At 74.7% G+C, this 26,178-nt stretch carries 25 protein-coding genes; 13 read left to right on the forward strand and 12 right to left on the reverse strand.

The features are described from left to right. Positions 1-16: 16 nt before the first annotated feature. The gene (locus ACFV5H_RS27610; protein ID WP_385050380.1) at positions 17-574 is read left to right on the forward strand and encodes a YbaK/EbsC family protein; all 558 of its coding nucleotides are present in this window, start codon (positions 17-19) and stop codon (positions 572-574) included. Positions 575-578: 4 nt separating this feature from the next. On the opposite strand, the gene ACFV5H_RS27615 is transcribed toward ACFV5H_RS27610, so the two are convergent. After that, positions 579-1,607, reverse strand: a complete 1,029-nt coding sequence (locus ACFV5H_RS27615) for a cation diffusion facilitator family transporter (protein ID WP_385050382.1) — start codon at positions 1,605-1,607, stop codon at positions 579-581. 61 nt (positions 1,608-1,668) lie between these two features. Here ACFV5H_RS27615 and ACFV5H_RS27620 point away from each other — a divergent pair, with 61 nt between their 5' ends. Then, the gene (locus ACFV5H_RS27620) at positions 1,669-2,028 is read left to right on the forward strand and encodes an ArsR/SmtB family transcription factor (RefSeq protein WP_385050384.1); all 360 of its coding nucleotides are present in this window, start codon (positions 1,669-1,671) and stop codon (positions 2,026-2,028) included. A gap of 167 nt (positions 2,029-2,195) precedes the next feature. On the opposite strand, the gene ACFV5H_RS27625 is transcribed toward ACFV5H_RS27620, so the two are convergent. Then, entirely contained in the window at positions 2,196-2,603 is a 408-nt protein-coding gene (locus ACFV5H_RS27625) for a CoA-binding protein (protein WP_085576563.1), read from the reverse strand. A 205-nt stretch (positions 2,604-2,808) separates the two neighbouring features. Here ACFV5H_RS27625 and ACFV5H_RS27630 point away from each other — a divergent pair, with 205 nt between their 5' ends. The 5 genes from ACFV5H_RS27630 (at position 2,809) to ACFV5H_RS27650 (ending at position 8,991) form a co-directional block, all read left to right on the forward strand. After that, positions 2,809-3,522, forward strand: coding sequence for a hypothetical protein (locus ACFV5H_RS27630; protein WP_385050388.1), 714 nt, complete (start codon positions 2,809-2,811; stop codon positions 3,520-3,522). Continuing rightward, on the forward strand, positions 3,519-4,061 hold the full coding sequence (locus ACFV5H_RS27635; protein WP_385197718.1) for a SixA phosphatase family protein: 543 nt from the start codon (positions 3,519-3,521) through the stop codon (positions 4,059-4,061). The genes ACFV5H_RS27630 and ACFV5H_RS27635 overlap by 4 nt, the downstream gene beginning before the upstream one ends. Before the next feature lie 28 nt (positions 4,062-4,089). Beyond that, on the forward strand, positions 4,090-4,716 hold the full coding sequence (locus ACFV5H_RS27640; protein ID WP_361745694.1) for a YigZ family protein: 627 nt from the start codon (positions 4,090-4,092) through the stop codon (positions 4,714-4,716). A 118-nt stretch (positions 4,717-4,834) separates the two neighbouring features. Further along, the gene (locus tag ACFV5H_RS27645) at positions 4,835-5,998 is read left to right on the forward strand and encodes an exonuclease SbcCD subunit D (RefSeq protein ID WP_385197720.1); all 1,164 of its coding nucleotides are present in this window, start codon (positions 4,835-4,837) and stop codon (positions 5,996-5,998) included. Next, complete coding sequence (locus ACFV5H_RS27650) at positions 5,995-8,991, forward strand: AAA family ATPase (protein WP_385197722.1); 2,997 nt, start codon at positions 5,995-5,997, stop codon at positions 8,989-8,991. Before ACFV5H_RS27645 ends, ACFV5H_RS27650 begins: the two co-directional genes overlap by 4 nt. A gap of 8 nt (positions 8,992-8,999) precedes the next feature. On the opposite strand, the gene ACFV5H_RS27655 is transcribed toward ACFV5H_RS27650, so the two are convergent. Then, on the reverse strand, positions 9,000-9,446 hold the full coding sequence (locus tag ACFV5H_RS27655; RefSeq protein WP_385197724.1) for an Lrp/AsnC family transcriptional regulator: 447 nt from the start codon (positions 9,444-9,446) through the stop codon (positions 9,000-9,002). A 94-nt stretch (positions 9,447-9,540) separates the two neighbouring features. Here ACFV5H_RS27655 and ACFV5H_RS27660 point away from each other — a divergent pair, with 94 nt between their 5' ends. From ACFV5H_RS27660 to ACFV5H_RS27670, 3 genes are all read left to right on the forward strand, one after another. Then, positions 9,541-10,014 (forward strand): rhodanese-like domain-containing protein, encoded by a 474-nt coding sequence (locus tag ACFV5H_RS27660; RefSeq protein WP_385050398.1) that lies wholly within the window; start codon positions 9,541-9,543, stop codon positions 10,012-10,014. Positions 10,015-10,057: 43 nt separating this feature from the next. Next, positions 10,058-10,570: an immunity 21 family protein gene (locus tag ACFV5H_RS27665; protein ID WP_385197726.1), complete on the forward strand. Its 513-nt coding sequence runs from the start codon at positions 10,058-10,060 to the stop codon at positions 10,568-10,570. Positions 10,571-10,740: 170 nt separating this feature from the next. Continuing rightward, positions 10,741-11,586 carry an SDR family oxidoreductase gene (locus ACFV5H_RS27670; RefSeq protein ID WP_385197728.1) on the forward strand — a complete coding sequence of 282 codons (846 nt, stop codon included), beginning with the start codon at positions 10,741-10,743 and terminating at the stop codon, positions 11,584-11,586. A gap of 15 nt (positions 11,587-11,601) precedes the next feature. On the opposite strand, the gene ACFV5H_RS27675 is transcribed toward ACFV5H_RS27670, so the two are convergent. Then, positions 11,602-13,290: a DUF885 domain-containing protein gene (locus ACFV5H_RS27675; RefSeq protein WP_385197730.1), complete on the reverse strand. Its 1,689-nt coding sequence runs from the start codon at positions 13,288-13,290 to the stop codon at positions 11,602-11,604. A 32-nt stretch (positions 13,291-13,322) separates the two neighbouring features. After that, positions 13,323-13,814, reverse strand: coding sequence for an Lrp/AsnC family transcriptional regulator (locus ACFV5H_RS27680; protein WP_385050406.1), 492 nt, complete (start codon positions 13,812-13,814; stop codon positions 13,323-13,325). Between the two features lie 72 nt (positions 13,815-13,886). On the opposite strand from ACFV5H_RS27680, the gene ACFV5H_RS27685 reads away from it, so the two are divergent. Beyond that, positions 13,887-15,062 carry a trans-sulfuration enzyme family protein gene (locus ACFV5H_RS27685; protein ID WP_385050408.1) on the forward strand — a complete coding sequence of 392 codons (1,176 nt, stop codon included), beginning with the start codon at positions 13,887-13,889 and terminating at the stop codon, positions 15,060-15,062. Positions 15,063-15,334: 272 nt separating this feature from the next. On the opposite strand, the gene ACFV5H_RS27690 is transcribed toward ACFV5H_RS27685, so the two are convergent. From ACFV5H_RS27690 to ACFV5H_RS27705, 4 genes are all read right to left on the reverse strand, one after another. Then, on the reverse strand, positions 15,335-16,597 hold the full coding sequence (locus ACFV5H_RS27690) for a GNAT family N-acetyltransferase (protein WP_385050410.1): 1,263 nt from the start codon (positions 16,595-16,597) through the stop codon (positions 15,335-15,337). Positions 16,598-16,707: 110 nt separating this feature from the next. Further along, entirely contained in the window at positions 16,708-18,294 is a 1,587-nt protein-coding gene (locus tag ACFV5H_RS27695; protein WP_385050412.1) for an alkaline phosphatase D family protein, read from the reverse strand. Between the two features lie 93 nt (positions 18,295-18,387). Beyond that, the gene (locus tag ACFV5H_RS27700) at positions 18,388-19,842 is read right to left on the reverse strand and encodes a PLP-dependent aminotransferase family protein (RefSeq protein WP_385050414.1); all 1,455 of its coding nucleotides are present in this window, start codon (positions 19,840-19,842) and stop codon (positions 18,388-18,390) included. Between the two features lie 41 nt (positions 19,843-19,883). Next, positions 19,884-20,714, reverse strand: coding sequence for an alpha/beta fold hydrolase (locus ACFV5H_RS27705; protein ID WP_385050416.1), 831 nt, complete (start codon positions 20,712-20,714; stop codon positions 19,884-19,886). Positions 20,715-20,877: 163 nt separating this feature from the next. On the opposite strand from ACFV5H_RS27705, the gene ACFV5H_RS27710 reads away from it, so the two are divergent. Both ACFV5H_RS27710 and ACFV5H_RS27715 read left to right on the forward strand, forming a co-directional pair. After that, positions 20,878-21,765, forward strand: coding sequence for an RNA polymerase sigma-70 factor (locus ACFV5H_RS27710; protein WP_385050418.1), 888 nt, complete (start codon positions 20,878-20,880; stop codon positions 21,763-21,765). A 161-nt stretch (positions 21,766-21,926) separates the two neighbouring features. Next, positions 21,927-22,688, forward strand: coding sequence for a GntR family transcriptional regulator (locus tag ACFV5H_RS27715; RefSeq protein ID WP_385050420.1), 762 nt, complete (start codon positions 21,927-21,929; stop codon positions 22,686-22,688). A 366-nt stretch (positions 22,689-23,054) separates the two neighbouring features. On the opposite strand, the gene ACFV5H_RS27720 is transcribed toward ACFV5H_RS27715, so the two are convergent. The 3 genes from ACFV5H_RS27720 to ACFV5H_RS27730 form a co-directional block, all read right to left on the reverse strand. Then, positions 23,055-24,212, reverse strand: coding sequence for an ROK family transcriptional regulator (locus tag ACFV5H_RS27720; RefSeq protein WP_385050422.1), 1,158 nt, complete (start codon positions 24,210-24,212; stop codon positions 23,055-23,057). Positions 24,213-24,309: 97 nt separating this feature from the next. Further along, positions 24,310-24,966: a response regulator gene (locus ACFV5H_RS27725; RefSeq protein ID WP_385050424.1), complete on the reverse strand. Its 657-nt coding sequence runs from the start codon at positions 24,964-24,966 to the stop codon at positions 24,310-24,312. Positions 24,967-24,980: 14 nt separating this feature from the next. Beyond that, on the reverse strand, positions 24,981-26,150 hold the full coding sequence (locus ACFV5H_RS27730; RefSeq protein ID WP_385197732.1) for a sensor histidine kinase: 1,170 nt from the start codon (positions 26,148-26,150) through the stop codon (positions 24,981-24,983). Positions 26,151-26,178: the final 28 nt, after the last annotated feature.

The following is a 26,178-nucleotide window of genomic DNA, read 5'->3' on the forward strand; positions in this document are numbered from 1 at the left end:
CTGTTACGGTGCGGCCATGCGCGCACCCATCGGAGACTTCGACCACGCCACCCCCGCCCCCGACTGCCTCGACGAGCTGACCGCTCCGGTCGCCGCCGCCGTCCGTGCCTGGAGCGGCAGCGTCCCCGCGGACCGGATCCTCCACGTCGACACCGACCCGCGCTGGGCGGACACCGCCGTCTTCGTCGAGCACTACGGCCGGGAGCTGCTGGAGCAGTCGGCGAACTGTGTGGTGGTCGCGGGCAAGCGGGGCGGAGAGACCACGCTCGCCGCCTGTGTCGTCCTGTCCACCACCCGGCTCGACGTCAACGGTGTCGTACGGCGTCACCTCGGCGCCCGCAAGGCGTCCTTCGCCCCGATGGACACGGCCACGGGGGAGACCGGCATGGAGTACGGCGGCATCACCCCGGTCGGACTGCCCGGCGAGTGGCCGGTGCTGGTGGACGCGGCCGTCGTGGACCTGCCGTACGTGCTCGTCGGCAGCGGCCGGCGGCGCGGCAAGCTGCTGGTGCCGGGCAAGGCGTTCGCGGAGCTGCCCGGAGCGGTCGTACTGGAAGGGCTGGGTGTGGCCTGACGGGTCACCTCACCGCGTGGTGGGCGAGCGGCAGGTGCGGGTCCGCCGCGCCGGGCACCGGTTCCGGGTCGGCGTGGACCAGGGCCGCGGTCAGCCGGGGGACGGCGTGCAGCAGCGCGTGCTCGGCCTCGACGGCGACGCGATGGGCCTCGCGCACCGTCGCCTCGCCGTCCACCACGACCGCCACCTCCGCGCGCAGCCGATGGCCGATCCAGCGCAACCGCAGCTCACCCACCCCGCGCACACCCGGAACCGCCGCCAGGGCCCGCTCGGCCCGGTCCACCAGCGCCGGGTCGACGGCGTCCATCACCCGCCGGAACACCTCCCGCGCGGCGTCCCGCAGCACGAACACGATCGCCGCCGTGATCGCCAGCCCCACCACCGGGTCCGCGTACCGCCACCCCAGGGCCGAGCCGCCGGCGCCCAGCAGCACCGCCAGTGAGGTGAACCCGTCCGTACGGGCGTGCAGCCCGTCGGCGACCAGCGCGGCCGAGCCGATGTCACGCCCGACCCGGACGCGGTACCGGGCCACCCACTCGTTGCCCGCGAACCCGACCAGCGCCGCGACGGCGACCACCGGGACGTGCGCGACCGGGCGCGGGTCCAGCAGCCGGTCGAACGCCGTCCAGCCGGCGAAGGCCGCGGACGCGGCGATCGTCAGCACGATCGCGATGCCCGCCAGGTCCTCCGCGCGACCGTAGCCGTAGGTGAAGCGGCGGGTGGCGGCGCGCCGCCCCAGGACGAAGGCGATGCCCAGGGGTACGGCGGTCAGCGCGTCCGCGGCGTTGTGCACCGTGTCGCCGAGCAGCGCCACCGAGCCCGACACGACCACCACGGCCGCCTGTGCCAGCGCCGTCACGCCCAGCACCGCGAGCGAGACCCACAGGGCGCGCATGCCCCGGGCCGAGGACTCCAGCGCGGAGTCGAGCCTGTCGGCCGTCTCGTGGGAGTGCGGGGTGAGGAGGTGGGCGAGGCGGTGGAGCGGCGAAGCCCGGTGGTGCTCGTGCTCATGGCCGTGGTGGCGGTCGCTCACGATCGTCCCCTTCCGGTGCGCGAGGTGGACGCGGCGGCGCCCACACCGCCATTATGTGCGTATGAGCGCACGCATGCACCTGTCACCTGCGCACGATGAGCACCCGCGCACACCCGGCGAGGAGCACTTCGCGCTCGCGGCGGAGCTGCTCGCCCTGCTCGGCGACCGCACCCGGCTGACCCTGCTGCACGCCCTGACCGGCGGCGAGGCCGATGTCACCACGCTCACCGAGACCTGCGGCGCGGCCCGGCCCGCGGTCAGCCAGCATCTGGCGCGACTGCGGCTCGCGGGTCTCGTGGACACCCGAAAGGAGGGCCGCCGGGTGATCTACTCCCTGCGCGACGGCCATCTGCGGCGGCTGCTGGACGAGGCGCTGAACGTGGCCGACCACCGGATCGGCGACCGGCCGCCGCACGACTGACGGGACCGAGGCCTCAGTACCGGGCCGACCGCGCGCAGGACGTTGCCGACGGTGGGCCCGGCGCCCACCAGGACAGCCGGAAAACGTTGCGGAGGAGGGGAGCCGAAGAGGGGAGAGCTCTGGCTCTCATCGCGCCATCGTGGCGGCACGGCCCCCTGTGACAAGCCCTAGCCGAGCCTGGGTATCTCGATCGCCGGGCAGCGGTCCATCACCATCTCCAGGCCCGCCGCGCGGGTCCGCTCGTAGGCCGCCTCGTCGATGACGTCGAGCTGGAACCACACCGCATCGGCGCCCTTGGCCACCGCCTCGTCCGCGACGGCCCCGGCCAGGTCGCTGTTGACGAACACGTCCACGACGTCCACCTCGAAGGGGATGTCCGCGAGGGAGGCGTAGCCCTGCTCGCCGTGCACGGTCTCGGCCTTCGGGTGCACCGGCACCACGCGCTTGCCGAACCGCTGGAGCACCTGGGCCACGCCGTACGCCGCACGCTGCCGGTTCGACGACAGGCCGACCACGGCCCAGGTGTCACCGAGTCCGGTGAGGATCTTGCGGACCGTCGCCTCGTCGCCGTACACCGTCGGCCTCCCGGGAGTCGTGAAACAGCTGTCACCCCGCACAACGAAGCGGGACGCGTGGTGATTCCCGGAACCGCCCGTCCTCCGCCGGGGGGCGGTGGACTGTACCGGTCACCGGGCCGTCCGGCGCCGGGAACCGCACACGGCGACCCGAAAAGCGGCCCGGATACCTGCGTACGACCGCTCACGCGCCTACGCTCGCCTCGTGCTGCGCATCACCGACGCCCGAACCGGCGAACCCGTGGACGCCGCCCCCGCCCGGCGGGGCCTGACCCGGGTCGAGGCCCACACCCAGGGGGCCGACCCGACGAACCTGCGTGTGCTGCTCGTCGCCGACCTGCTCGTACGCGCCCTGGAACTCGGCGGCACGCCGGTCTGGGCGCTGCTCACCGGCGATCGGCAGCGGGTGGAACTCCGCGCGGCGGGCGCGGCCCTCGGGGTCCGGCCCTTCGAGGACGGCGGGGACACCGGCACCGGCCTGGGTGAGGCCCAGGTGCTGCACGTGGTGAGCGAGGGCGGCGCGACACCCGACGGGGTGCGCGTCGCCGTGGCCCCCGCGCACGGGGAGGCGGGCGGCGCCGATCCCGCCGCCCTGCGCCTGGCCCTGCTCGCCCGCCCCAGAAGCGAGCCCGTGACGGTCGGCCCGGCCGCCCTGGGCGACGCCGCCGGAACCCTCGACCGCTGGCGCCGCGCGGTCGCCGACTGGGCGCGACGGCCCTCGAAGCCGATCCCCGACGCGGTGCGCGCCGATCTGCGCACCGCGTGGGAGGACGATCTCGACACGGCCGGCGTGCTGGGCGTCCTCCGCGCGGTGGAGACGGACCCCGGCCTGGCGGACGGCGCCCGCTTCGAGACGTACGCCTACGCCGACCGGCTGCTCGGCCTCGACCTCACCCGAGACCTGGGAGTCCCGGAATGATCGAGCGTGCCGGACCGGGACCGCTGCGCCGCCTGGTCGTCCTGCGCCACGCCAAGTCCGCCCGGCCGGAGGGCGTCACCGACCACGAGCGCCCCCTCGCCCCGCGCGGCCTCCGGGACGCCCCCGCCGCCGGGCGCGCGCTCGCCGAGGCCGACTGCCTGCCGGGCCTCGCCCTGTGCTCCACCGCCGTCCGGGCCCGCCGCACCTGGGAGCTGGCCGCCGCGCAGTGGGGCACACCCCCGCCGGTCCGCCACGACCCCCGCCTGTACCACGCCGACGTCCCCGAGCTGCTGGACGTGGTGCGCGGGACACCGGCCGAGGTCGAGACGCTGCTGCTGGTCGGACACAACCCGGGACTGGAGGACCTCGTCCTGACCCTGGCCGGCGACGGCCTGGACGACACCCTGGACCGGGTCCGCGCCAAGTTCCCCACCTCCGCGGTCGCCGTGCTGTCCTGGCGCGGCGCCGCATGGCGGGACCTCGCCCCGGGCGCCGCCCTCCTGACGGCGCTGACCGTGCCCCGGGGCGGGCGCCGGTAGCCCGCGCGGGGACGCATAGGCTGGCCGGATGCAGGACGAGTACCGCACCGTCGCCCGCGCGGGTGTGCACGAGACCGAGATCAACCGCTCCCGCTTCCTGTGCGCCCTCGCCCCGGCGGCCACCGAGCAGGAGGCGCAGGACTTCGTCGCGGCCGTCCGCAAGGAGCACGCCGACGCCACCCACAACTGCTGGGCGTACGTCATCGGCGCCGACGCCTCCACCCAGAAGGCCAGCGACGACGGGGAGCCCGGCGGCACCGCCGGCGTCCCCATGCTCCAGATGCTGCTCCGCCGAGACATGCGGTACGTCGTCGCCGTCGTCACCCGCTACTACGGCGGCGTCAAGCTCGGCGCCGGCGGCCTCATCCGCGCGTACGGCGGCGCCGTCGGCGAGGCACTGGACACCCTCGGCACGATCACACGGCGCCGCTTCCGGCTGGCCACGGTGACCGTCGGCCACCAGCGGGCCGGCAAGGTCCAGAACGACCTGCGCGCCACCGGACGCGAGGTGCGCGACGTGCGCTACGGCGAGGAGGTCACGATCGAGATCGGCCTCCCGGACGCCGACGTGCCCGCCTTCCGCGCGTGGCTCGCCGACGCGACCGCCGGGACGGCCGGGTTCGAGCTGGGCGGGGAGGCGTACGGGGACGCGTGACCGGTACGTATTCGACCTCTTCGGGTGCATGACGGGGGAAATGCGCACCGGGTCATGACGGAGCGATACGGGAGTAACCGCCCGTGCTGTCGGGCCCTCCGGTTACGCTGCGGGGATCATGAGACTGCTGCACACTTCCGACTGGCACCTCGGCCGCTCCTTCCACCGGGTCGGCATGCTCGGTGCCCAGGCCGAGTTCATCGGCCACCTCGTCAGCACCGTGCGTGAGCGCGAGGTGGACGCGGTGGTCGTGTCGGGAGACGTGTACGACCGCGCGGTGCCGCCGCTCGCCGCGGTCGAGCTGTTCGACGACGCCCTGCACCGTCTCGCCGGCCTCGGCGTGCCGACGGTGATGATCTCCGGCAACCACGACTCGGCCCGCCGCCTCGGCGTCGGCGCCGGGCTCATGGGGAGTGCGGGCATCCATCTGCGGACCGATCCGGCCGCGTGCGGCACACCGGTGGTGCTGTCCGACGGGCACGGGGACGTCGCCTTCTACGGGCTGCCGTACCTCGAACCCGCCCTGGTGAAGGACGAGTTCGCGGTGGAGAAGGCCGGCCACGAGGCGGTGCTCGCCGCCGCCATGGACCGGGTCCGCGCGGACCTCGCCGCCCGCGCGCCCGGCACCCGCTCGGTCGTCCTCGCGCACGCCTTCGTCACCGGTGGCGAACCCAGCGACAGCGAGCGGGACATCACTGTCGGCGGGGTGGCCGCCGTGCCCGCCGGGGTGTTCGACGGCGTCGACTACGTGGCGCTGGGGCATCTGCACGGCTGCCAGACCCTCACCGAGCGGGTGCGCTACTCCGGCTCCCCGCTGCCGTACTCCTTCTCCGAGGCCGCGCACCGCAAGAGCATGTGGCTCGTCGACCTGGCCGCCGACGGGGCGGTCACCGCCGAGCGCGTGGACTGCCCGGTGCCGCGCGCGCTGGCCCGGATCCGCGGCACCCTCGGGGAACTGCTCGCCGATCCCGCGCTGGCCCGGCACACGGAGGCGTGGGTCGAGGCGACCCTCACCGACCCGGTCCGCCCGGCCGACCCCATGGCCCGGCTCACCGAGCGCTTCCCGCACACCCTCAGCCTCGTCTTCGACCCGGTCCGGACGGGGGACGACCCCGCGGTCTCCTACGCCCGCCGCCTCGCCGGCCGCGACGACCAGCAGATCGCCGAGGACTTCGTCGCCCACGTGCGCGGCGCCGGCCCCGACCCGCAAGAACGGGCCGTCCTGCGGGACGCCTTCGACGCGGTCCGCGCGGACGACGCGGTACGGGAGGTGGCGCGGTGAGGCTGCACCGGTTGGACATGACGGCCTTCGGACCCTTCGGAAGCACCCAGAGCGTCGACTTCGGCGAGCTGTCCGCCGCGGGGCTCTTCCTGCTGCACGGCCCCACCGGCGCCGGCAAGACCTCCGTCCTGGACGCCGTCTGCTACGCGCTGTACGGCTCCGTCCCCGGCGCCCGGCAGAGCGGTCAGGGCATGACCCTGCGCAGCGACCACGCCGCCCCGGGCGTCCGCACCGAGGTCACCCTCGAACTCACCGCCGCCGGGCGCCGGCTGGAGATCACCCGGCAGCCGCCCTGGGAGCGTCCCAAGAAGGGCCGCCGCGCGGGCACCACGGTAGACAAGGCCCAGACCTGGCTGCGCGAACGCGACGCCGCCTCGGGCACCTGGAAGGACCTCAGCCGCTCGCACCAGGAGATCGGCGAGGAGATCACCCAGCTCCTCGGCATGAGCCGGGAGCAGTTCTGCCAGGTCGTGCTGCTGCCCCAGGGTGACTTCGCGCGCTTCCTGCGCGCCGACGCCGAGGCCCGCGGCAAGCTGCTGGGCCGCCTCTTCGACACCCGCCGTTTCGCCGACGTGGAGAAGCGCCTCGCCGAACGCCGGCGGGCCGCCGAGTCCCGGGTGCGCGAGGGCGACGCCGACCTGCTCGCCGACGCGCACCGGATGCAGCAGGCCGCGGGCGGCTCCATGGAGCCGCCCGAGCTGACGCCCGGCGAACCTGGACTGGCCGAGGCCGTGCTGGGCGCCGCCGCCGTCGCCCGCAGCACCGCGCGGGAGCAGCTCACCGCCGCCCGCTGCCGCCTCGCCACCGCCGAGTCCGCCCTCGCCGACGCCGGCCGTGTCCTGGACGTCGTACGCGAACGGGACCGGCTGCAACGGCGGTTCGCCGAGGCACGGGAGCGGGCGGACCGGCTTCGGGAGCGGTCCGGCGCCCACCACGAGGAGCGGACCCGCATGGAGCGGGCCCGCAAGGCCGAGACCGTCGCCCCCGCCCTGGACCTGCGGGACTCCGCAGGGGCCGAGCACGCACGGGCGGCCGGTGCCGAGCTGCGCGCGCGTGCCCTGCTCCCGGCGTCCCTCGCGGACGCGGGAGCGGCCGGGCTCGCGGCCGCCGCACGCCGGGCCGCCGAGGAACTGGGCGGGCTGGAGTCGGCCCGTCGCGCCGAGCGGCGGCTGACGGAACTCCTCGGCGAGCGTGCCGACCTGGACCGCCGGGAGCGTGCCGACGACGAAGCGCGGGAGGACGCGGAGACCTGGCTCGCGGACTGGGAGGAGACCCGCGCGGGTCTGCAGGCCGGCATCGAGTCCGCTCAGCAGGCCGCGACCACGGCCCGTGAACTCGCCGTGCGGCGAGACCCCGCGCGGCAGCGGCTGAACGCCGCGCGGCTGCGCGACCGGCTCGCCGTGGACACGGAAGCGGCCGAGGAGCAGGCCCGCGCCGCCCGGGAACGGGCGCTCGCGGCGAAGCAGCACTGGCTCGACCTCAAGGAACAGCGGCTGAACGGCATCGCCGCCGAACTGGCCGCCGGTCTCACCGACGGCGACCCCTGCGCGGTCTGCGGCGCCACCGAACACCCCGCCCCCGCCCGCAAGGTCTCCGGGCACGTCGACCGAGAGACGGAGGAACGCGCCCTCGCCGGCCACCAGCGCGCCGAGGACCACCGCGCGGAGGCCGAGCAGCGGCTCGGCGCCGTACGGGAGGCGCTGGCCGCCGCGAGCGCCGAAGCCGGGGACACCACCACCGAACAGCTCTCCCGCGCGGTCCACGAGTTGGAGCAGCAGTACGCGCAGGCACGGGACGCCGCCTCCGCGCTGCACGCCGAGCAGGAACGGCTGCGCCGTGCGGAGGACGAGCACGAGCTGCGGATCACCGCCCAGCGCGAGGCGGCCGTCCGGGCCGCCTCCCGCGTGGGCCACCGCGAGCGGCTGGACCGGGAACACGCCGCGCTGGAGGAGGAGTTGGCGCAGGCGCGGGGGGACGCCACCAGCGTGGCCGCGCGCGCCGCGCAGCTGGAGCGGAGCGTCGGGCTGCTCACGGACGCCGCCGACACCGCCCGCGCCGCCGAGGACGCGGCCCAGCGGCTCAAGGAGGCCGACGCCCGGCTCGCCGACGCCGCCTTCCGCGCGGGCTTCGACACCCCGGGGGCCGCCGCCGAAGCCCTCCTGGACGACGCGGCCCACCGCGAACTCCAGCGACGCCTGGACGCCTGGCAGCACGAGGAGGCCGCCGTACGGGCCGTCCTCGCCGAACCGGAGACCGTCGCCGCCGCACAGCAGCCGCCCGCCGACCTCGGCTCCGCGCAACGGGCCGCCGAGGACGCGGACCGCAGGGTGCGCGAGGCGGCCTCCGCGCGGGACGCCGCCGACCGGTGCTGCGCCGAACTCGACCGGCTCTCCGCGCGGGCCGCCGCCTCGGTGCGCCGGCTGGGACCCCTGCGCGAGGAGTACGACCGGGTGGCCCGCATGGCCGGACTCACCGCGGGCACCTCGGCGGACAACGAACGGAAGATGCGCCTGGAGTCGTACGTCCTCGCCGCCCGTCTGGAACAGGTCGCCGCCGCCGCGACCGTACGGCTGCACCGCATGTCGTCCGGCCGGTACACCCTCGTCCACTCCGACGACCGCACCGGCCGCGGCCGCAGCGGACTCGGACTGCACGTCGTCGACGCCTGGACCGGACGGGAGCGCGACACCGCGACCCTCTCGGGCGGTGAGACCTTCTTCGCCTCGCTCGCCCTCGCGCTCGGTCTCGCGGACGTCGTCACCGACGAGGCGGGCGGGGTCCGGCTGGACACCCTCTTCATCGACGAGGGCTTCGGCAGCCTCGACGACCAGACCCTCGACGAGGTCCTGGACGTCCTGGACTCCCTGCGCGAACGCGACCGCAGCGTGGGCATCGTCAGCCATGTCGCCGACCTGCGGCGCCGGATACACGCCCAGCTGGAGGTCGTGAAGGGCCGTTCCGGCTCGGAGCTGCGTCAGCGCGGCACCCGCTGAGGGCCGGCTCAGCGCCCCAGCGGGCGGCGCGGCAGCGGCGAGGAGTAGACGACGCTGGTGGTCACGGAGCCGAGCGTGCCGATCCGGCCCGCCACCTCCTCCAGGTGCCGCATCGAACGGGCGGCGACCTTGATGACGAAGCAGTCCTCGCCCGTCACATGGTGCGCCTCCAGGATCTCGGGCGTCACGGCGACGAGGTCGTGGAACGGCTTGTAGTTTCCGGTCGGGTAGCGCAGCCGTACGAAGGCCAGGATCGGCAGCCCGATCCGCTCCGGGTCGACCACCGCCGCGTAGCCCTGGATGACCCCGGCCTCCTCCATGCGGCGCACTCTCTCGGTGACCGCGCTCGCGGACATCGAGACGGCACGGGCGAGTTCGGCGAAACTGGCCCGTCCCTCCCGCTGGAGGACGTCGAGGATGCGCCAGTCGGTGGCGTCCGGGGAATACGCGGTCATGTCTGAGAAGTACCAGGGGAATCCCCGGCCGATCAAGACGGAGGCCGGGGTTCTCCGCTTCAGGTCCGGATCCCGCGGCCGTAGTTTCTCTCCCATGACCACCACCGTGAACTCCGTCCTGCGCGTCGCCCCCGCCTCCCCGGCGGAGGCCGCCGCCCACTTCCGCGCGAGCCTCGCCTTCCACACCGATGTCTCCGACGTGGCCGCCGCACTCGCGGCCGGTGGCGACCCCGGGTTCGTCCTGGTGGACTCCCGCTCCACCGAGGCCTGGGACCAGGGCCACGTCCCCGGCGCGGTGCACCTTCCCGCCGCGCTCGTCCCCGAGCGGGCCGCGGAGCTCCTGGATCCGTCGGTCCCGGTCGTGACGTACTGCTGGGGCCCCGGCTGCGACGGCGCCACCCGATCCGCGCTCGCCCTCTCCGAACTCGGCCACCGGGTCAAGGAGATGCTCGGCGGATTCGAGTACTGGGTGCGTGAGGGCTTCGAGTTCGAGACCTGGCGGGGCCGGGAGCGCCGTACCCCCGACCCGCTGACGGCGCCCGTGGGCGCCGGCGACTGCGGATGCTGAACCCCCGGTTCCGGTAAGGGAGTCGGCCCGGTAGGTTCTGCGCATGGTGCGATACGCGGAGCCGGGCACGGTCGAGTGGGTGGAGTCGGGCGGCGGTCCGCTCGTCGCGGTGCCGGAGACGGTGCTGTCCTTCTGGACGGGCGCCGACGGCGAGGAGACGGCCTCGGACTACGACCGGGCCTGCGAGGTGGACGGACTCGTCGGGCTCCTCCCGGTCGGCGACGCGACGGCCCTGGTCCTGGGCGACGAGCCCGCCGCGACCGCCTTCCTCCCCGAGCACGGCACCCTCGTCCGCTGGATCGCCGGTGACTCCGAGGAGGAACTCCTGGCGAGCGTCCCGGCCGCGCTGCACACCGCGCGGTGGCAGCCCGAGGTGCACTGGAAGGTGCCCGGCGGGGTCGTCCTGTTCGACGCGGCCTGGCCCGGTACCGGCTCCACGGGCACCGACCATGTGAGCCTCACGCTCGCCCCGGGCCGTTACGCGGTCCGCGCGGCGCAGGTCCAGCCGGGCCCGGAGACCTGGCTGGTCCTCGTCCAGCTCCGACCGCTGCCCTGACCCTGCGGCCCGCCGTCACGGCGGTCGCGCCCGTGGGCGACCGACCCCGCCGGCCTCGGCGCGCACGGACCGAGGCCCGGAGGACGGTGGCGACCGCACCGCCGCGCGGGCGGGTCGTCCGGCCGATATTCGCGTGCGCCCGCCCACCCGGCCCCGCATCATGGACGATCATGCCCAAGCTCCCGCCCCCCGCGCCCGAAGCGCTCCGCCGTGACCCCCTGCCCCTGCGGGGCCGGACCGCGCTGGTCACCGGGGCCAGCCGGCGCGGCGGCATCGGTCATGCCGTGGCCCGGCGTCTCGCCGCCTACGGGGCGAGCGTCTACCTGCACCATCATGTGCCGCACGACGCCGCCATGCCCTGGGGCGCCGACCGGACCGAGGACGTGACCGCCTCCGTGCGCGACGCCCTCGGCGACCCCGACGCGACCGTGCTCGCCGGCCCCGGCGACCTCACCGACCCCGCGGCCCCCGCCGAGTTGCACGCCCGCGCGGCCGAGGCGCTCGGCGGACGGCTCGACATCCTCGTCGCCAACCACGCCCTCAGCGGCTCCGACGGCGACCTCTGCACCGTCGACGCCGCCATGCTCGACGCGCACTGGGCCGTCGACGCCCGCTCGGTGCTGCTGCTCGTCCAGGCCCACGCCCGGCACCGCGCCGCCCTGCCGCCGCGCACCCCGGGCGGGCGCGTGGTGATGATGACCTCCGGGCAGGACATCGCGGGCGGTATGCCCGGCGAGATCGCCTACGCCCTCCAGAAGGGCGCGCTCGCCTCCGTCACCCGCTCCCTGGCGACCACGCTGGCCGAGCACGCGGTCACCGTGAACACCGTCAACCCCGGCCCGGTGGACACGGACTACCTGACCGGCGACGCCTACGACGCCGTCGCCGCCCTCTTCCCCGCGGGCCGCTGGGGCATGCCCGACGACCCCGCCCGCCTCATCGCGTGGCTGGCCACGGACGAGGCGGACTGGATCACCGGTCAGGTCATCGACTCCGAGGGCGGCTTCCGGCGCTGACGGCGTAGGACCGGCTCACAGCGCCGACAGCTCGTCCACCAGGTCGTCCAGGCCCAGCGACCCCTGGGACAGCGCGGCCATGTGCCACGCCTTGAGGTCGAAGGCGTCGCCGTGCCGCTCGCGGGCGTTCTCCCGGCCCAGCAGCCACGCCCGCTCGCCGAGCTTGTAGCCGATCGCCTGGCCCGGGATCGTCAGATAGCGGGTCAGCTCGCTCTCCACGAAGTCCGCCGGACGGCTGCTGTGCGCCCCGAAGAACTCCTCGGCCAGCTCCGGCGTCCAGCGCTCACCCGGGTGGAACGGCGACTCCGCCGGGATCCGAAGCTCCAGGTGCATGCCGATGTCGACGACGACCCGGGCCGCCCGCATCATCTGCGCGTCCAGGTAGCCCAGCCGCTCCTCCGCGTCCGCGAGGAAACCGAGCTCGTCCATCAGCCGCTCCGCGTACAGCGCCCAGCCCTCGGCGTTGGCGCTGACCATGCCGACGGAGGCCTGGTAGCGGGAGAGGTCCTCGGCCACGTGCACCCACTGCGCGAGCTGGAGGTGATGGCCGGGCACGCCCTCGTGGTACCAGGTGGAGACCAGGTCGTAGACCGGGAAGCGGGTCAGGCCCATCGTGGGCAGCCAGGTGCAGCCCGGCCGCGAGAAGTCCTCCGACGGCGGCGTGTAGTACGGCGCCGCCGCGCTGCCCGCCGGCGCGATCCGTGACTCCACCTTCCGCACCCGCTCGGCGAGATCGAAGTGCGTGCCGTCCAGGGACTCGATCGCCCGGTCCATCACGCCCTGCAGCCACGCGCGGACCTCGTCGACGCCCTCGATGTGCCGGCCGTGCTCGTCCAGGTGCGCCAGCGCCACCCACGGCGTCCCGGCCCCGGGCAGGATCTTCTCGGCCTCCTTCTTCATCTCGCCGAGCAGCCGGTGGTACTCCGACCAGCCGTACGCGTACGCCTCGTCCAGGTCGAGATCGGTCCCGTTGTAGTAGCGGGCCCAGCGGGCGTACCGCTCCCGGCCCACCGTGTTCGGCGCGCCCTCGACGGCCGGCGCGTACACGTCGCGCATCCAGTCCCGCAGCTCCACGACGGCCGCGGTCGCCGCGCGGGCGCCCTCGTCCAGCTCCGTGCGCAGCGCGTCCGGTCCCGCGGCGGCGAAGTCCTCGAACCAGCCGCGGCCCTCGCCGGTGTCCGCCCACTCGCCGAGCTGCCCGATGAACGTCTCCGTCGGGCGCGGAGCCGCGTACAGCTTGCGCTCCAGGCCCAGCGCGAGGGACTCCCGGTAGCCCGCCAGCGCGGCCGGCACCGCGCGCAGCCGCTCGGCGATCGCCGTCCAGTCCTCCTCCGTCCCGGCCGGCGTCACGGTGAACACCTCGCGCACCGAATGCGCGACCGTGCCCAGGTTGCCGACCGCGCGCAGTCCTTCGTCGGCCTCGTGCACGGCGAGTTCCGCGGTGAGCCGCTCGCGCAGCAGGCGGGCGCAGCGGCGCTCGATGTCGCTGTCCGCGCCGGGCCGCCGCTCGGCCTCGTCGAGCCGCGCGAGGGTGGCCCGCTGGAGTTCGGCGACCGCCTCCTGTCCGGCGGGCGAGAGGTCGGGCAGCCGGGAGGAGCTCTCCTTCACTCCGAGGAACGTTCCGGTGACCGGGTCGAGGGCGATGAGCTCGTCGACGTAGGTGTCGGCGACCTGACGGGGAAGCGCGCTGTTGGTCTGAGACATGCGGACCATCCTGGTACGCGGCCCCGCGCACGTCACCCGGTTTGAGCTGTGGGCGAAGGCGGCAGCAGGGGACCGCAGTCCCACTGCTGGAAGATCAGCCGGGTCTCCACGCGGGCCACCTCCCGACGGGCGGTGAACTCGTCGAGCACCAGCCGTTGCAGATCCGCCATGTCCGCGACCGCGACATGCACCAGGTAGTCGTCGGGGCCGGTCAGGTGGAACACGGTCAGCGATTCCGGCAGCGCCCGGATCCGCTCCACGAACGGCCCCACCAGTTCCCGCCGGTGCGGTCTGACCTGCACTGACAGCAGCGCCTGGAGCCCGCGCCCCAGTCTGGCGGGGTCCAGCTCCAGCCGGTGTCCGAGGATCACGCCGGAGCGGCGCAGCCGGGTCACCCGGTCCAGACAGGTCGACGGTGCGACCCCGACCTGTGCGGCGAGATCCCGGTACGTCGTCCGGGCGTCGTTCTGCAACAGCCGCAGCAGATGGAGGTCCACCGGATCCAGTACGACAGATTCGGCCACCGGCCGAACGTAGCACGGGGATCAGCCATCGGTACCCGTTCGGTGTTCACCCTTCCGTCCATGGACTTGGGCATGGACACGCGACGCACCACACGAGCACTCGCCACCGAGGCCGTGCACGCAGGCCGCGACGACCTCGCCGGACTGGGACTGCACGCCCCGCCGATCGACCTGTCGACCACGTACCCCTCGTACGACAGCCGCGCCGAGGCGGCCCGCATCGACGCCTTCGCCACCACCGGCGCCGAGCCGGAGGGCCCGCCCGTCTACGGGCGGCTCGGCAATCCGACCGTCGCCCGCTTCGAGACCGCCCTGGCCCGCCTGGAGGGCACGGAGTCGGCGGTCGCGTTCGCCAGTGGCATGGCCGCGCTCAGCGCCGTCCTGCTGGTCCGCGGTTCGACGGGGCTGCGGCACGTCGTCGCCGTACGTCCCCTGTACGGGTGCAGCGACCATCTGCTGACCGCCGGACTGCTCGGCTCCGAGGTGACCTGGACCGACCCGGCCGGGGTCGCCGACGCGCTGCGCCCCGACACCGGCCTGGTGCTCGTGGAGACCCCGGCCAACCCCACTCTCGCCGAGATCGACCTGCGGGCCGTCGCCCATGCCTGCGGCTCCGTGCCGCTGCTCGTCGACAACACCTTCGCCACGCCGGTCCTCCAGCGCCCGGCCGAGCACGGGGCACGGCTGGTGCTGCACAGCGCCACCAAGTACCTCGGCGGGCACGGGGACGTACTGGCGGGCGTGGTGGCCTGCGACGAGGAGTTCGCCGGGCGGCTGCGCCAGGTGCGGTTCGCCACGGGCGGCGTACTGCATCCGCTGGCCGGCTATCTGCTGCTGCGCGGCCTGTCGACCCTGCCGGTACGGGTGCGGGCCGCGTCCGCGAACGCCGCCGAACTCGCCGGCCGGCTCACCGCCGATCCGCGCGTGGCCCGGGTGCACTACCCGCGCATCGGCGGGGCGATGGTCTCCTTCGAGGTGCACGGGGACCCGCACGAGGTGATCGCCGGCGTACGGCTGATCACCCCGGCCGTCAGCCTGGGCAGCGTGGACTCCCTCATCCAGCACCCGGCCTCCATCAGCCACCGCATCGTCGACGCCGAGGACCGCAGGGACGCCGGGGTGGGCGACCGGTTGCTGAGGCTCTCGGTCGGCCTGGAGGACGTCGAGGACCTGTGGGCCGATCTGGACGCGGCCCTGGGGGAGCGGGCCGGGACGCCCGCACCGGCGGAGGCGCCGGCCCGGGGCTGAGGTGAGGCACACGGGGAGCGGCCCGGCGGGTCGTGCCGCCGGGCCGCTCCCCGGACGCCCGCGCGGTGGCCGGGGTCCCGTGTTCGCGTGCTCGGGGTGCGCCGGCCGGCACGCTGTGGCCGTCGTCCCGTGGCCGCGCGGCGGCCGGAGCCCCGTGTCCACACGCTCGCCGTGTGCCGACTGACGCGTTGTGACCATCGCCCCGCGCCCGCGCGGTGGCCGTGGCCCCGTCTCCGCGTGCGGTGCCGGCGCCGCGTGTCGCGTGCGACGGGCTACGACCGGCCGACCCGTTCGCCGTGCTCCCGCCCCTCCTCCGCGCGGCGGTCCGGTACGGCGTCCAGGCGGGCCGTGACGACCAGCGTGCCCTCCTCGATCTGGTAGTCGAGCGGCAGCCCCAGGCCGCGCATCGCGGCGACCATGCCGGTGTTCGACGCCTGCGTCACGGCGTACACCTGGGCGCAGCCGTCCTCGGCCGCCATCGCCACCAGCCGGGTGAGCAGCTCGGCGCCGATGCCCCGGCGCTGCCAGGCGTCCTCCACGACCAGCGCGACCTCGGTCTCGTCGCCGTCCCACAGCAGATGGCCGAGGCCGACGATGCGGCCCGAGGCGGTCTGCGCGGCGAGCGTGCGGCCGAAGCGCGGGCTGAGCAGGTGGTTCAGATAGCGGTCGGCGTCGCCGACCGGCCCGTGGTACCGCATGCGCAGGGTCTCGGTGGAGCACCGCTCGTGCATCGCCCGCGCGGCCGCCAGATCGCCGGTGTCCGCGCGGCGCACGGAGACGGCACTGCCCTCGGGCAGCATGAGGACGTCACGGCCGCGCGGGATCCGCGGACCGAGCCGGGCGTCCAGCTCCACGAGTGCCCGCGCGCGGGCGAACTCGGTGGGTGTGAACGGCAGATACGGCCGCTCCACGGTGATCACCCCGCCCTCCGGGGCGCGCAGCCGGATCACGGTGTCCTCCAGGGAGCCCTCCTCGGGCACGGCCGTGGCCGCCCGGTGACCGCCGCCCGGCAGGGAACGGATCGTGCACCGGCCCAGCAGTTGGCGCAGCGCGAGCGGCAGTTCGGCCGCGTCCTGTGCGGTGCGGGCGGCCAGCCCGAGGACCCGGGTCGGCGCGTCCACCAGATCGTGGGCGTCGGCCCGCTCGGTCCAGGTGTCCGCGCCTCCGGCGAGCGACACGGCGGCGACGAGGTCCGTCCCCTCCGGTGCCCGCAGCAGGAACTCGTCGACGGTGTCCTCGCCCAGCGGGTGCGTCTGCAGGCTCAGGATGTCGACCCGCAGCTCGGCCAGCGCCGTGCAGAGCGTGGCCAGCGCGCCCGGTTCGTCCTTCACCGTCGTCCGCATCCGCCACAGCACGCTGCCCCCGGCCACGGCGGAGGGCGGCGGGGCGTCGCCGGTATCGTGCGCCGGCGGTGCGTGGCCGTGGCGGCGTACCCACCATGCGTGGAACGCCGCCGTGCAGCGTGCGGCGAGTCCGGCCGGGTCCCGGCGGCCGTTCGTGGGGCCGCCGTGCGGGGTGTTCGTCACTTCAGACATGTCTCGACTCATACAGCCACTGTGAAGGAACCGTGTTTCGTGATCACGAACGTACTGTGACTGATGGGTAAAGCGCGCTTCTGCCCGTTTTGTTGAGTCGCTGACCGAAGTTACTGACCGACCAGGCCTGGCCGCAGCGTCTTCGTGAACAGCACGGTGCCGTCCTGCTCCCGCATCCGCACCGTCAACTCACCGCCGGCGCCGTCGATGTCGACCTCGCCGAAGAACTGGTAGCCGCCGGCGGGCGAGACGTTCGAGGCGCTCGGCGCCTTCACCCACACCCGCTCCGGGCCGAAGGTGCCGTCGAGCGCGCCGGCCGGGAAGGCGCCCGCGTTCAGCGGACCGGAGACGAACTCCCAGAACGGCTCGAAGTCGTCGAACGCGGCCCGCGAGGGCTGGTAGTGCTGCGCCGAGGTGTGGTGCACGTCGGCCGTCAGCCACACCGTGCCGGTGATCCGCCGGTGCTTGACGAACCGCAGCAGCTCCGCGATCTGCAGCTCCCGCCCCAGCGGCGCCCCCGGGTCGCCCTGGGCCACCGCTTCGACGTGTCGGCTGCCTTCGGTCGTGTCGGGCACGACGAGACCGATCGGCATGTCGGCGGCGATCACCTTCCACACCGCCCGCGACCGCGACAGCTCCCGCTTGAGCCACTCCAGTTGCTCCCGCCCGAGGATGCCCTGCGGGTCCACGGTCTGGTCACCGGAGGAGTTGGCGTTGCGGTACGTCCGCATGTCCAGCACGAACACGTCGAGCAGCGGCCCCTGCCGCAGCACCCGGTACACCCGGCCCTCCCGGGCGCCCGGCCGCAGCGTGGACATCGGGAAGTACTCGCCGAACGCGCGCCGCGCGCGGGCCGCCAGCACGTCGACGCTCTTCTCCGTGTACCGGGCGTCCGTGTCGGCGATCCGCTGGCCCGGGTACCAGTTGTTGCGCACCTCGTGGTCGTCCCACTGCACGATGGACGGCACCTGGGCGTTGAACCGGCGCAGGTTCTCGTCGAGCAGGTTGTAGCGGAAGTTGCCCCGGAACTCGGCCAGGGTCTCGGCGACCTTCGACTTCTCCTCGGTGGTGACGTTCCGCCAGACGCCGCCGTCCGGCAGGGCGGCGGTCGCGGAGACGGGGCCGTCGGCGTAGACGGTGTCCCCGCTGAACAGGAAGAAGTCGGGGTCGAGCCGCGCCATCGCGTCGAAGATGCGGTAGCCGCCGAAGTCGGGATTGATGCCCCAGCCCTGTCCCGCCAGGTCGCCCGACCACAGGAACCGCACACCGTCCCGGCGCCGGGTGGCGACCGTGCGGAACGTGCCGGTGACCGGCTCGCCGGTGCGGCGCGGGTCGTCGGGGTCGGCGAGCAGCACCCGGTAGTGGATCTGCTCGCCGGACGGCAGCCCGCGCAGCCGGGTCGTTCCGGTGAAGTCGGTGCCCGCGCCGAGCAGCGGACCGTGCCATCTGCGCGGACGGCGGAACGACTCGGTCGCCGACGTCTCGACGATCACCCGCGCCGGACGGTCGGAGCGCACCCACACCAGCCCCGAGTCACTGGTGACGTCGCCGGTCTGCACGCCCCATTCGGCCCGCGGGCGCCCGGAGAGGGCGAAGGCGGGCGCCGCGCCGAGCGCGGTGGGCAGGGTCAGGGCCGCCGAGGCCGCGAGCGAGCCGCGCAGCACGGCGCGACGGCCGGGGAGCGGACGGTGTGACATGGATGCGCCTCCAGGGACGGGATCCGGCCAGTGTGCGCAACCACACCTACTCGGGCGGCGCGGCGCGCACACCAACCCCGAGTGAACAATTGATCACACGCGCGGACGGGCGGGTGTCTGTCCGGCGGTGGCCTCCGCCATGAGACGGACGCCTTCACGGATCCGCGCGGGCGTCATGTGCGCGTAGCCCAGCACGAGCCGTACGCCCTCCTCCGGCTCCTCGTGGTGGGCGTGGTCCGTGAGCGGGCGCACCGCGACACCGGCGGCCGCCACCCGTGCGAGGAAGCGTTCTCGCGGCCCGTGGCGTCCGGGCAGCGAGACGATGACGTGCAGCCCCGCCGCGATCCCGGAGACCTCGGCGCCCGGGAAGTGCTCCCCGAGCGCGGAGACCAGGGCGTCGCGCCGCTCGCGGTAGGCGCGCTGGCAGCGACGCAGCTGACGGTCGTAGTCGCCGCGTTCCAGGAACCGGGCGAACAGCGCCTGGTCCAGGGTGGGGTGGCCGAGGTCCATGGTGCGCTTGCGCTCCACCACCTCCTCGGCCCACCCCTGCGGCACCAGCAGCCAGCCGAGCCGCAGCCCCGGGGCGAGGGACTTGCTGACCGAGCCGGTGTAGGCCACGTGCTCGGGGTCGAGCCCCTGAAGGGCGCCGACGGGCGCCCGGTCGTAGCGGAAGTCGCCGTCGTAGTCGTCCTCCAGGACGATCCCGTCCACGGACCGCGCCCAGTCGAGCAGTTCGGCCCGGCGCCGCGCGGAGTACGCGATGCCGGTGGGGAACTGGTGCGCCGGCGTCACGACGGCCGCCCGCGCCCCGGAGGCCCGCAGCGGCTCCATGACGAGCCCTTCGCCGTCCACCGGTACGGGTACGGCGGTGACCCCGGCGGCGGCGTACAGGGACTCGTGCTGCGGGCTGCCGGGGTCCTCCACGGCGACGGCGCGCAACCCGCGCGCATGGAGGGCGAGTCCGAGCAGTGCCGTCGCCTGCGCCACTCCGGAGACCACCACGATCCGCTCGGGATCGGCCACCACACCCCGGCGCCGCGCGAGCAGTCCGGCCAGCGCCGTACGCAGCCGGGGCAGCCCGCGCGGATCGGGATAACCCAGCTCCTGGTGCGGAAGGTCCGCGAGCACACCGCGCTGCGCCGCCGCCCATGCCGCGCGGGGAAACAGCGACAGATCGGGGGTGCCGGGGACGAAGTCCGCGCGGATGCCGGGGGTGCGTGGGGCGAGGTCGTGGGCGCGCGGGCGGGCGGCCCGTACCGTCGCCCCCACCCACGTCCCGGCGCCCCGGCCGGAGCGGAGATAACCCTCCGCCGTCAGCTGCTCGTACGCCTCCGTGATCAGCCCCCGCGACACACCGAGGTCGGCGGCCAGGTCACGGCTCGACGGCAGCCGGGTCCCCGGCGCGAGCCGTCCCGACCGCACCGCCTCGCGCAGCGCGGCCTGCAGCGAACGGCCACGCGCGCGGGCCGGCGCGGAGGCGGCGGGCAGCAGCAACTCCCAGGCGGAGGAGGCGGCGGGCTTCTCGGGGCCGGTCTGCGGTGACGTCATGACAGGGCCACACTAGGCCGTTCGGGGGTACGTTCCCGCCCTCAGCGACTGCCGTCGAGGATGACACGCGCGACCAGCGCCGGGTCGTCGTTCATCGGGACGTGACCGCAGCCGGGCAGCCGGACCAGCCGGGCCCGGGGGATGATCCGCTTGGCGCGGACGCCCTGCCGGGGGATCAGCAGCCGGTCCCGGGCGCCCCAGGCGACGGTCACCGGGATGCCGGGCACGTCGTCGGTGAACCGTACGGCGGCGCCCGCGCGGAGGGTCTCGGCGAAACCGGTGGCCCCGGCGAGCGCGAGCGTCTCGGCGACCACGGCCTCGGGGGAACGGCGCCCGGGACGGGCGTAGATGGTGCTGGTCAGCGCCGCCCGGCCGGCCGCGGAGCGGGCGAGGCGCTCGACCAGCGGAAGCGGCATCCGCTCCGCGATCCGCCGCATGCCGATCAGCACGCCGAAGGCGTACCGCCGCTCGGCCTGCGTCCAGAAACCCGCCGGGGACAGGGCGGTGACGGACCGTACGAGCCGTTTGCGGCCTAGTTCCAGGGCCAGCAGGCCGCCGAGCGAGTTGCCCGCGACATGCGGCCGGTCGAGCTCCAGCTCCTCGCACAGGGCGCCCAGGGCGGCGTTCATGGTCGGCAGGTCGTGGGCGAGGCCGTCGGGCAGCGAGGGGGAGGCGCCGAAGCCGGGCAGGTCCACGGCGATCACCTCGCGCTCGGTCGCCAGGATGTCCACCACCGGGTCCCAGGCCTGGCGGTGATGACCGATGCCGTGCAGCAGGAGCAGCGGTTCGCCGCGGCCCACGCGTGCGTAGGACAGGGTCACGGACTGCGGGCCGAGGGGAGAGGTGACCTTGAAGGAGACGGTCGCGGACATGAGGGTGCTCCTCGTCTGGGACTCGCGGAAACGGACGCCGCCCGGCGTCGTAGACAGCTTGTCAGCAATTGCTACCGACGGGTAGCCCCATGGGCGGTGTGTCCCGCCGGCCGGCGGCCGGTGCCGCCTGGACACGGCCGCGCGGGTCGGCTGGGATGGTGCCGTGACCACCGACACCGTGACCGACGTCTTCGAGGAACACCGCCCCGTCCTCCTGGGGGTCGCCTACCGCATGCTGGGCCGGGTGGCCGACGCGGAGGACGTGGTGCAGGACGCGTGGCTGCGCTGGTCGGGCGGCGACCGGGCCGAGGTGCGCGAACCGCGCGGCTACCTGGTGCGCGTCACCACCCGCCTCGCCGTCGACCGGCTGCGCCAGATCAAGGCGCGCGGCGAGACGTACGTCGGCCCGTGGCTTCCCGAGCCCTACGTCACCGACTTCGGCGACACCGTCCCGGACGCCGCCGAGCGGGCCGTCCTCGCCGACTCCGTCTCCCTCGCCGTCCTCGTCGTCATGGAGTCCCTGTCGCCCCTGGAGCGCGCGGTGTTCGTGCTGCGGGAGGCGTTCGGCTACCCGTACGCCGACATCGCGGCCATGCTCGACCGCGGCGAACCGGCCGTACGCCAACTCGCCGGCCGCGCCCGCAGACACGTCGAGGAGCGCCGCCCGCGCTACGAGGTCGACCCCGCCCGGCGCCGCGACCTCACCGAACGCTTCCTGGCCGCGGCGGCCGACGGCGACCTGGAGGGCCTGCTGGAACTGCTCGCCCCCGACGCGCGTCTGGTCGGCGACAGCGGCGGCAGGTCGCGCGCCCCGCTGCGGGTCCTGGAGAGCGCCGACCACGTGGGGCGCTTCCTCCTCGGCGTCGCCCGCAAGAGCGTGCCGGACCTCGCCTTCCGCTTCCTGGAGCTCAACGGCGGCCCCGCGGTGCTCGTCCTGTCCGGTGACAAGCCCGACTCCGTCGTCCAGCTCGACGTCGCCGACGGGCGCGTCCGGACGGTGTACGTCATCCGCAATCCCGACAAGCTGCGTTCGCTCGCCGAGGTCCGGTAGGAGTCCCCGCACCGAAGCCCCCGTCGCGACGGGGGCCGTCGTGGTGCCCGATTGGTATTGACCAAGGGTGAGGGGCGCCTTATGGTCGCAGATAAGTGAAACAACCTTTAATAAACAAGGGCGCTAAAACGCGGCCGGACACGGCGATCGTGGAGGACAGGGTGGGGACCACGCAGCTGGAAACGGTGCCGGAACCGAAGTACTGGCACCTCAGGACCGTGCTCAGCGAGGCGCTGGACTCGGAGTTCTCCGTGGGCGAGATCCTGCCCAACGAGCGCGACCTCGCCGCCCGCTTCGGCGTCGCCCGCGCCACGCTCCGGCAGGCCCTGGAACAGCTCGAACTCGAAGGCAGGCTGCAGCGCCGCCGCGGTGTGGGCACGACGGTCGCCCCACCGCGCATGGGCGTGTCCGTCGGTACGGCACAGCACGCCTGGCCCGGCGGGCCGCACGACGCCTGGCAGACCCTCGACTGCGTGCCCGAGGTACCGCCCGCCGCCGTCGCCGAGACGCTGGTGACCGGCCGCGACGAGTCCGTGCACGTCGTGCGGCGCTCCCGCGTCTCCCACGGCCAGCCCGTCGCCGCCGAACTCCTCTACATCCCGGCGGACTCGGTACCGGACCTGTCCGGCATCGACGCGCCGTCCGGTACCGCACGCGCGCGTGCGGTACTGCGGGAACTGCAGCGCCTGGAGCTGGAGCGGCAGGAGAACGCGGTGGAGCTCGGCTCCGCCCGCGCGGACGACGCGCGCGAACTGGACCGCCTGCCCGGCGCTCCCGTCCTCGTCGTCACCACCCGCTTCATCGCCCGCGGCCGCACCGCCGCGCTCTCCGTGGCCACGTACCGCGCGGACACCTGCCGCCTGACCTTCGGCGACTCCGGCGGCGTCGAGATCCACCACGGCCCGGAACGCCACGCGTCCTGACTCCACCCCCCCCGTAGCCGCGTGCCGCGGCGCCGCCGTAGCCACCCGCAGCCGATAGCAGCCACACCATCGCAGCTGTGGGCAGCCGCACCGCCGCAGCTGCGGGCAGTCGTGCCGCTGGGGCGGCACGGGTGGGCGCAGCGGCACCCCTTCAGCGGGGCGAGCGCAAGCCCACCCCCGCCCAGCAGCCGCCGGGGTGTCCACTGGGCGGGGGATGTCACGCAGCCCGGCGTTCGCGGGGTGCCGTCGCGCCCACCCGTGCCGCCCTGCGGCACGATTGCCCGCGGGAGCGGGCGCGGGAACGCGGGGCGCGGGAACGCGGGACGCTGGAACCCCCGGGCGCTGGGCGCCGATACGACGCGCCCGCTACCGGCGGGCCGTCACCGTGCCCTCCACCGCGAAGAGTTGTTCCTCCACGTGGTCGAGGGCCAGGCGCACCGCACCCGTGGCGACCGCCGCCTCCCCGAGGTGGGACAGGGTGACCTTCGGCGGGCGCAGGCAGTAGCGGGCCAGTTCGCGGCGCAGCGGCTCCAGGACGCCGTCCAGGCCGGCCGCCCAGCCGCCGATCACGACCAGTTCCGGGTCGAGGGCCAGCACCAGCGCCGCCACGTCGTGGACGAGCCGGCGGATGAACCGGTCCATGGCCGCCAGCGCCCGCTGGTCGCCCTCGCGGGCCTGGGCGAACACCTCGGCGACCGCCTGCTCGTCGAGCGGGTGCAGCGGCTCGTCCGTGGTGGACAGCAGTGTCTCGGGAGTCGCTTCCCGGCCCAGCAGATGCAGCGCTCCGATCTCCCCGGCCGCCCCGCCGTACCCCCGGTGCAGCCGCCCGCCGATCAGCGATCCGGCGCCCGGACTCAGCCCGGCCAGCACGAACACCACGTCGTCGGTCCCCCGGGCGGCGCCCTTCCAGTGCTCGGCGACGACCGCCGTGTTGGCGTCGTTCTCCACCAGCACCGGACACTTGAAGGACCGGCTCAGCCGCTCGCCGAGGCCGAGGCCCGTCCAGCCGGGCAGCGCCGTGCCCAGCCGCACCGTGCCGTCCGCCTCCACGATCCCCGGCGTGCCCACGCCCACGGCCCGCAGCGAGCCGCGCGGGACACCGGCCCGCCGCAGCAGCTCCGCGACGGCCGTGCCGATCCGCTCCAGCCGCTCGTCGGCGTCGACCGTCTCGTCGACGTCCCGCGCCTGCGCGCCGATCACCCGGCCGTCCAGATCGGCCAGCAGCGCGGCCACCCGGTGCACGCCGATCTCCAGGCCGAGCAGATGCCCGGCCTCCGCCCGGAACCGGAACCGCCGCGCCGGCCGCCCCTGCCGCCGCGCGGCACCCTCCTCGGCCGCCGTCTCCACCACGAGACCCGCCTCGATGAGCCCCTCCACGACGCCCTCGACGGTCGGCCGGGACAGTCCCGTCACCCGGGTCACCTCGGTCAGCGTCGCGCAGTCCGTCGCCCGCAACGCGTGCAGCACCACCGCGGAGTTGATCCTTCGCAGCAGCGAGGGGTCCCCGCCGGTCAGCCGACCCACCGTCCGTCCTCCCAGCTCGTGCGCGTGTTGGGCGGATCGTACTCGGCGCCGCGGACCCCGGCGACCTCCGGGCACGGCCGCCCCGGGGGGCGCGGGTTCAGCCCGGCGCCACGAAGCCCGACTCGTAGGCCGCGATCACCGCCTGGGTCCGGTCGCGCGCCCCCAGCTTCGCCAGCACGGCACTCACATGGGACTTCACGGTCTCCGTCCCCACCACCAGCCGCGCGGCGATCTCCGCGTTGGTCAGGCCCCGCGCCATCAGCCGCAGCACCTCCCCTTCACGGTCGGTCAGCCGTGCCCGCTCCAGCACGTCGCGCGCCGCGCGGTTGCCGTCGGCGTACTCGGCCGCGAGCCGGCGCACCGAGGCGGGGAAGAGCAGCGACTCGCCCTCGGCGACCAGCCGCACCGCGTGCACGATCTCCGCGGGCCGTGCCCGCTTCAGCAGGAACCCGTCGGCGCCCGCGCGCAGCGCCCCGTACACGTACTCGTCGTTCTCGAACGTCGTCACGACGAGGATCTTCGGCGGCGCGTCGACCGTCCGCAGCAGCGCCCGTGTGGCCTCGATCCCGTCCAGCAGCGGCATGCGTACGTCCATGGCGACCACGTCCGGCCGCAGTTGCCGCACGAGCGGAACGACCGCCGCACCGTCGGCCGCCTCCCCGACGACCTCGATGTCCGGCTGCGCCTCCAACACGGCCCGCAGACCCGCGCGTACGAGGGGTTCGTCGTCGACGAGCAGAACGGTGACCGGCATGCGGCCAGCGTAGATCAGCGCAACGGCAGCTCCACCCGCACCCGCCAGTCACCCCGGTCGGGACCGGTCTGCGCCCGCCCGCCCAGCAGCGCCGCGCGCTCGCGTATGCCGCGCAGACCGCTGCCCCGGCCGGGCCCGGGTACCGTCCCGGTGAGCGGATTGCGGACCTCCAGGCCGAGCGAGCCGTCGTCGACCGCGATACGGACCCGCACGGGGACGGCGCCCGCGTGCCGCAGCACATTGGTCAGGGCCTCCTGGAGGATGCGGTACCCCTCGCGGGAGACCGGCCCGGGCACGGTGTCCAGGGGCCCGGTCATGGCGACGTCGACCTTCGCGCCGGAAGCCCGCGCGGACTCCAGCAGCCGGCCGGCGTCCGTGAGGGCAGGCCGGCCGCCGGCCGGCCTCCCGGACTCGCGCAGGACGCCGAGGACCCGCTCCAGGTCCTCCAGCGCGGCCCGGCCGGTCTCCTCGATGGCGTCCAGCGCCCGCTCGGTGAAGGCGGGATCGCCGGCCGCGCGGGCGGCGCCCGCCTGTACGACGGCCACGGTCAGGGCGTGACCGATGGAGTCGTGGAGCTCCCGGGCGATACGGGTGCGCTCCAGGAGCTGCTCGGTGCGTTCCTCCATGGCGGCCAGCCGCTCGGCGGGGGAGGGGCCGAGCAGACGGCGGGCCAGCGCCGTGATCAGCCGGCCCGAGCCGACCACGGTCGCCGCCAGGACCACCGACACCAAGGGCAGCAGGAGGACGTGCCACCAGCTGTGGCCTTCGAGGAGGAACGACTCGCCGGAGGCCGTGTCCCCGCCGAACGCCGCCGCCACCAGGTCCACCGCGGCCATGAGCAGGTTCGCGGTGAACACGGAGGCCGCGCAGCCGATCAGCAGCCGCGCCTGAAGCCATACGACGAGCCTGCCCCGGTCGCTCCAGGAGGCGGACGGCGCGACGACGATGCCGGCGCTGTCGCTGTCGTGCCGCTGACCGGTCAGCAGCAGCCTGGCCTGCAACCCCTCCACGGTGCGCATCGCGGGCACCAGCCCGACGGGCACGAGCACCAGGGCCGCCGCCGCCCAGGTCCACCACGCCTCCTCGAGGAACAGCCACATGGACGGCCACACGATCGCGATGAACAGATGCAGCAATCGTGTGTACGTCACCGTCCGGCCGAACGGGCGCAGCAAGCGGATCATGCCGTCATCGTGCCAGCCGCCGCCGACG

Origin of the sequence: Streptomyces sp. NPDC059787 (assembly GCF_042732315.1) — a bacterium.
Taxonomy (GTDB): domain Bacteria; phylum Actinomycetota; class Actinomycetes; order Streptomycetales; family Streptomycetaceae; genus Streptomyces; species Streptomyces atrovirens.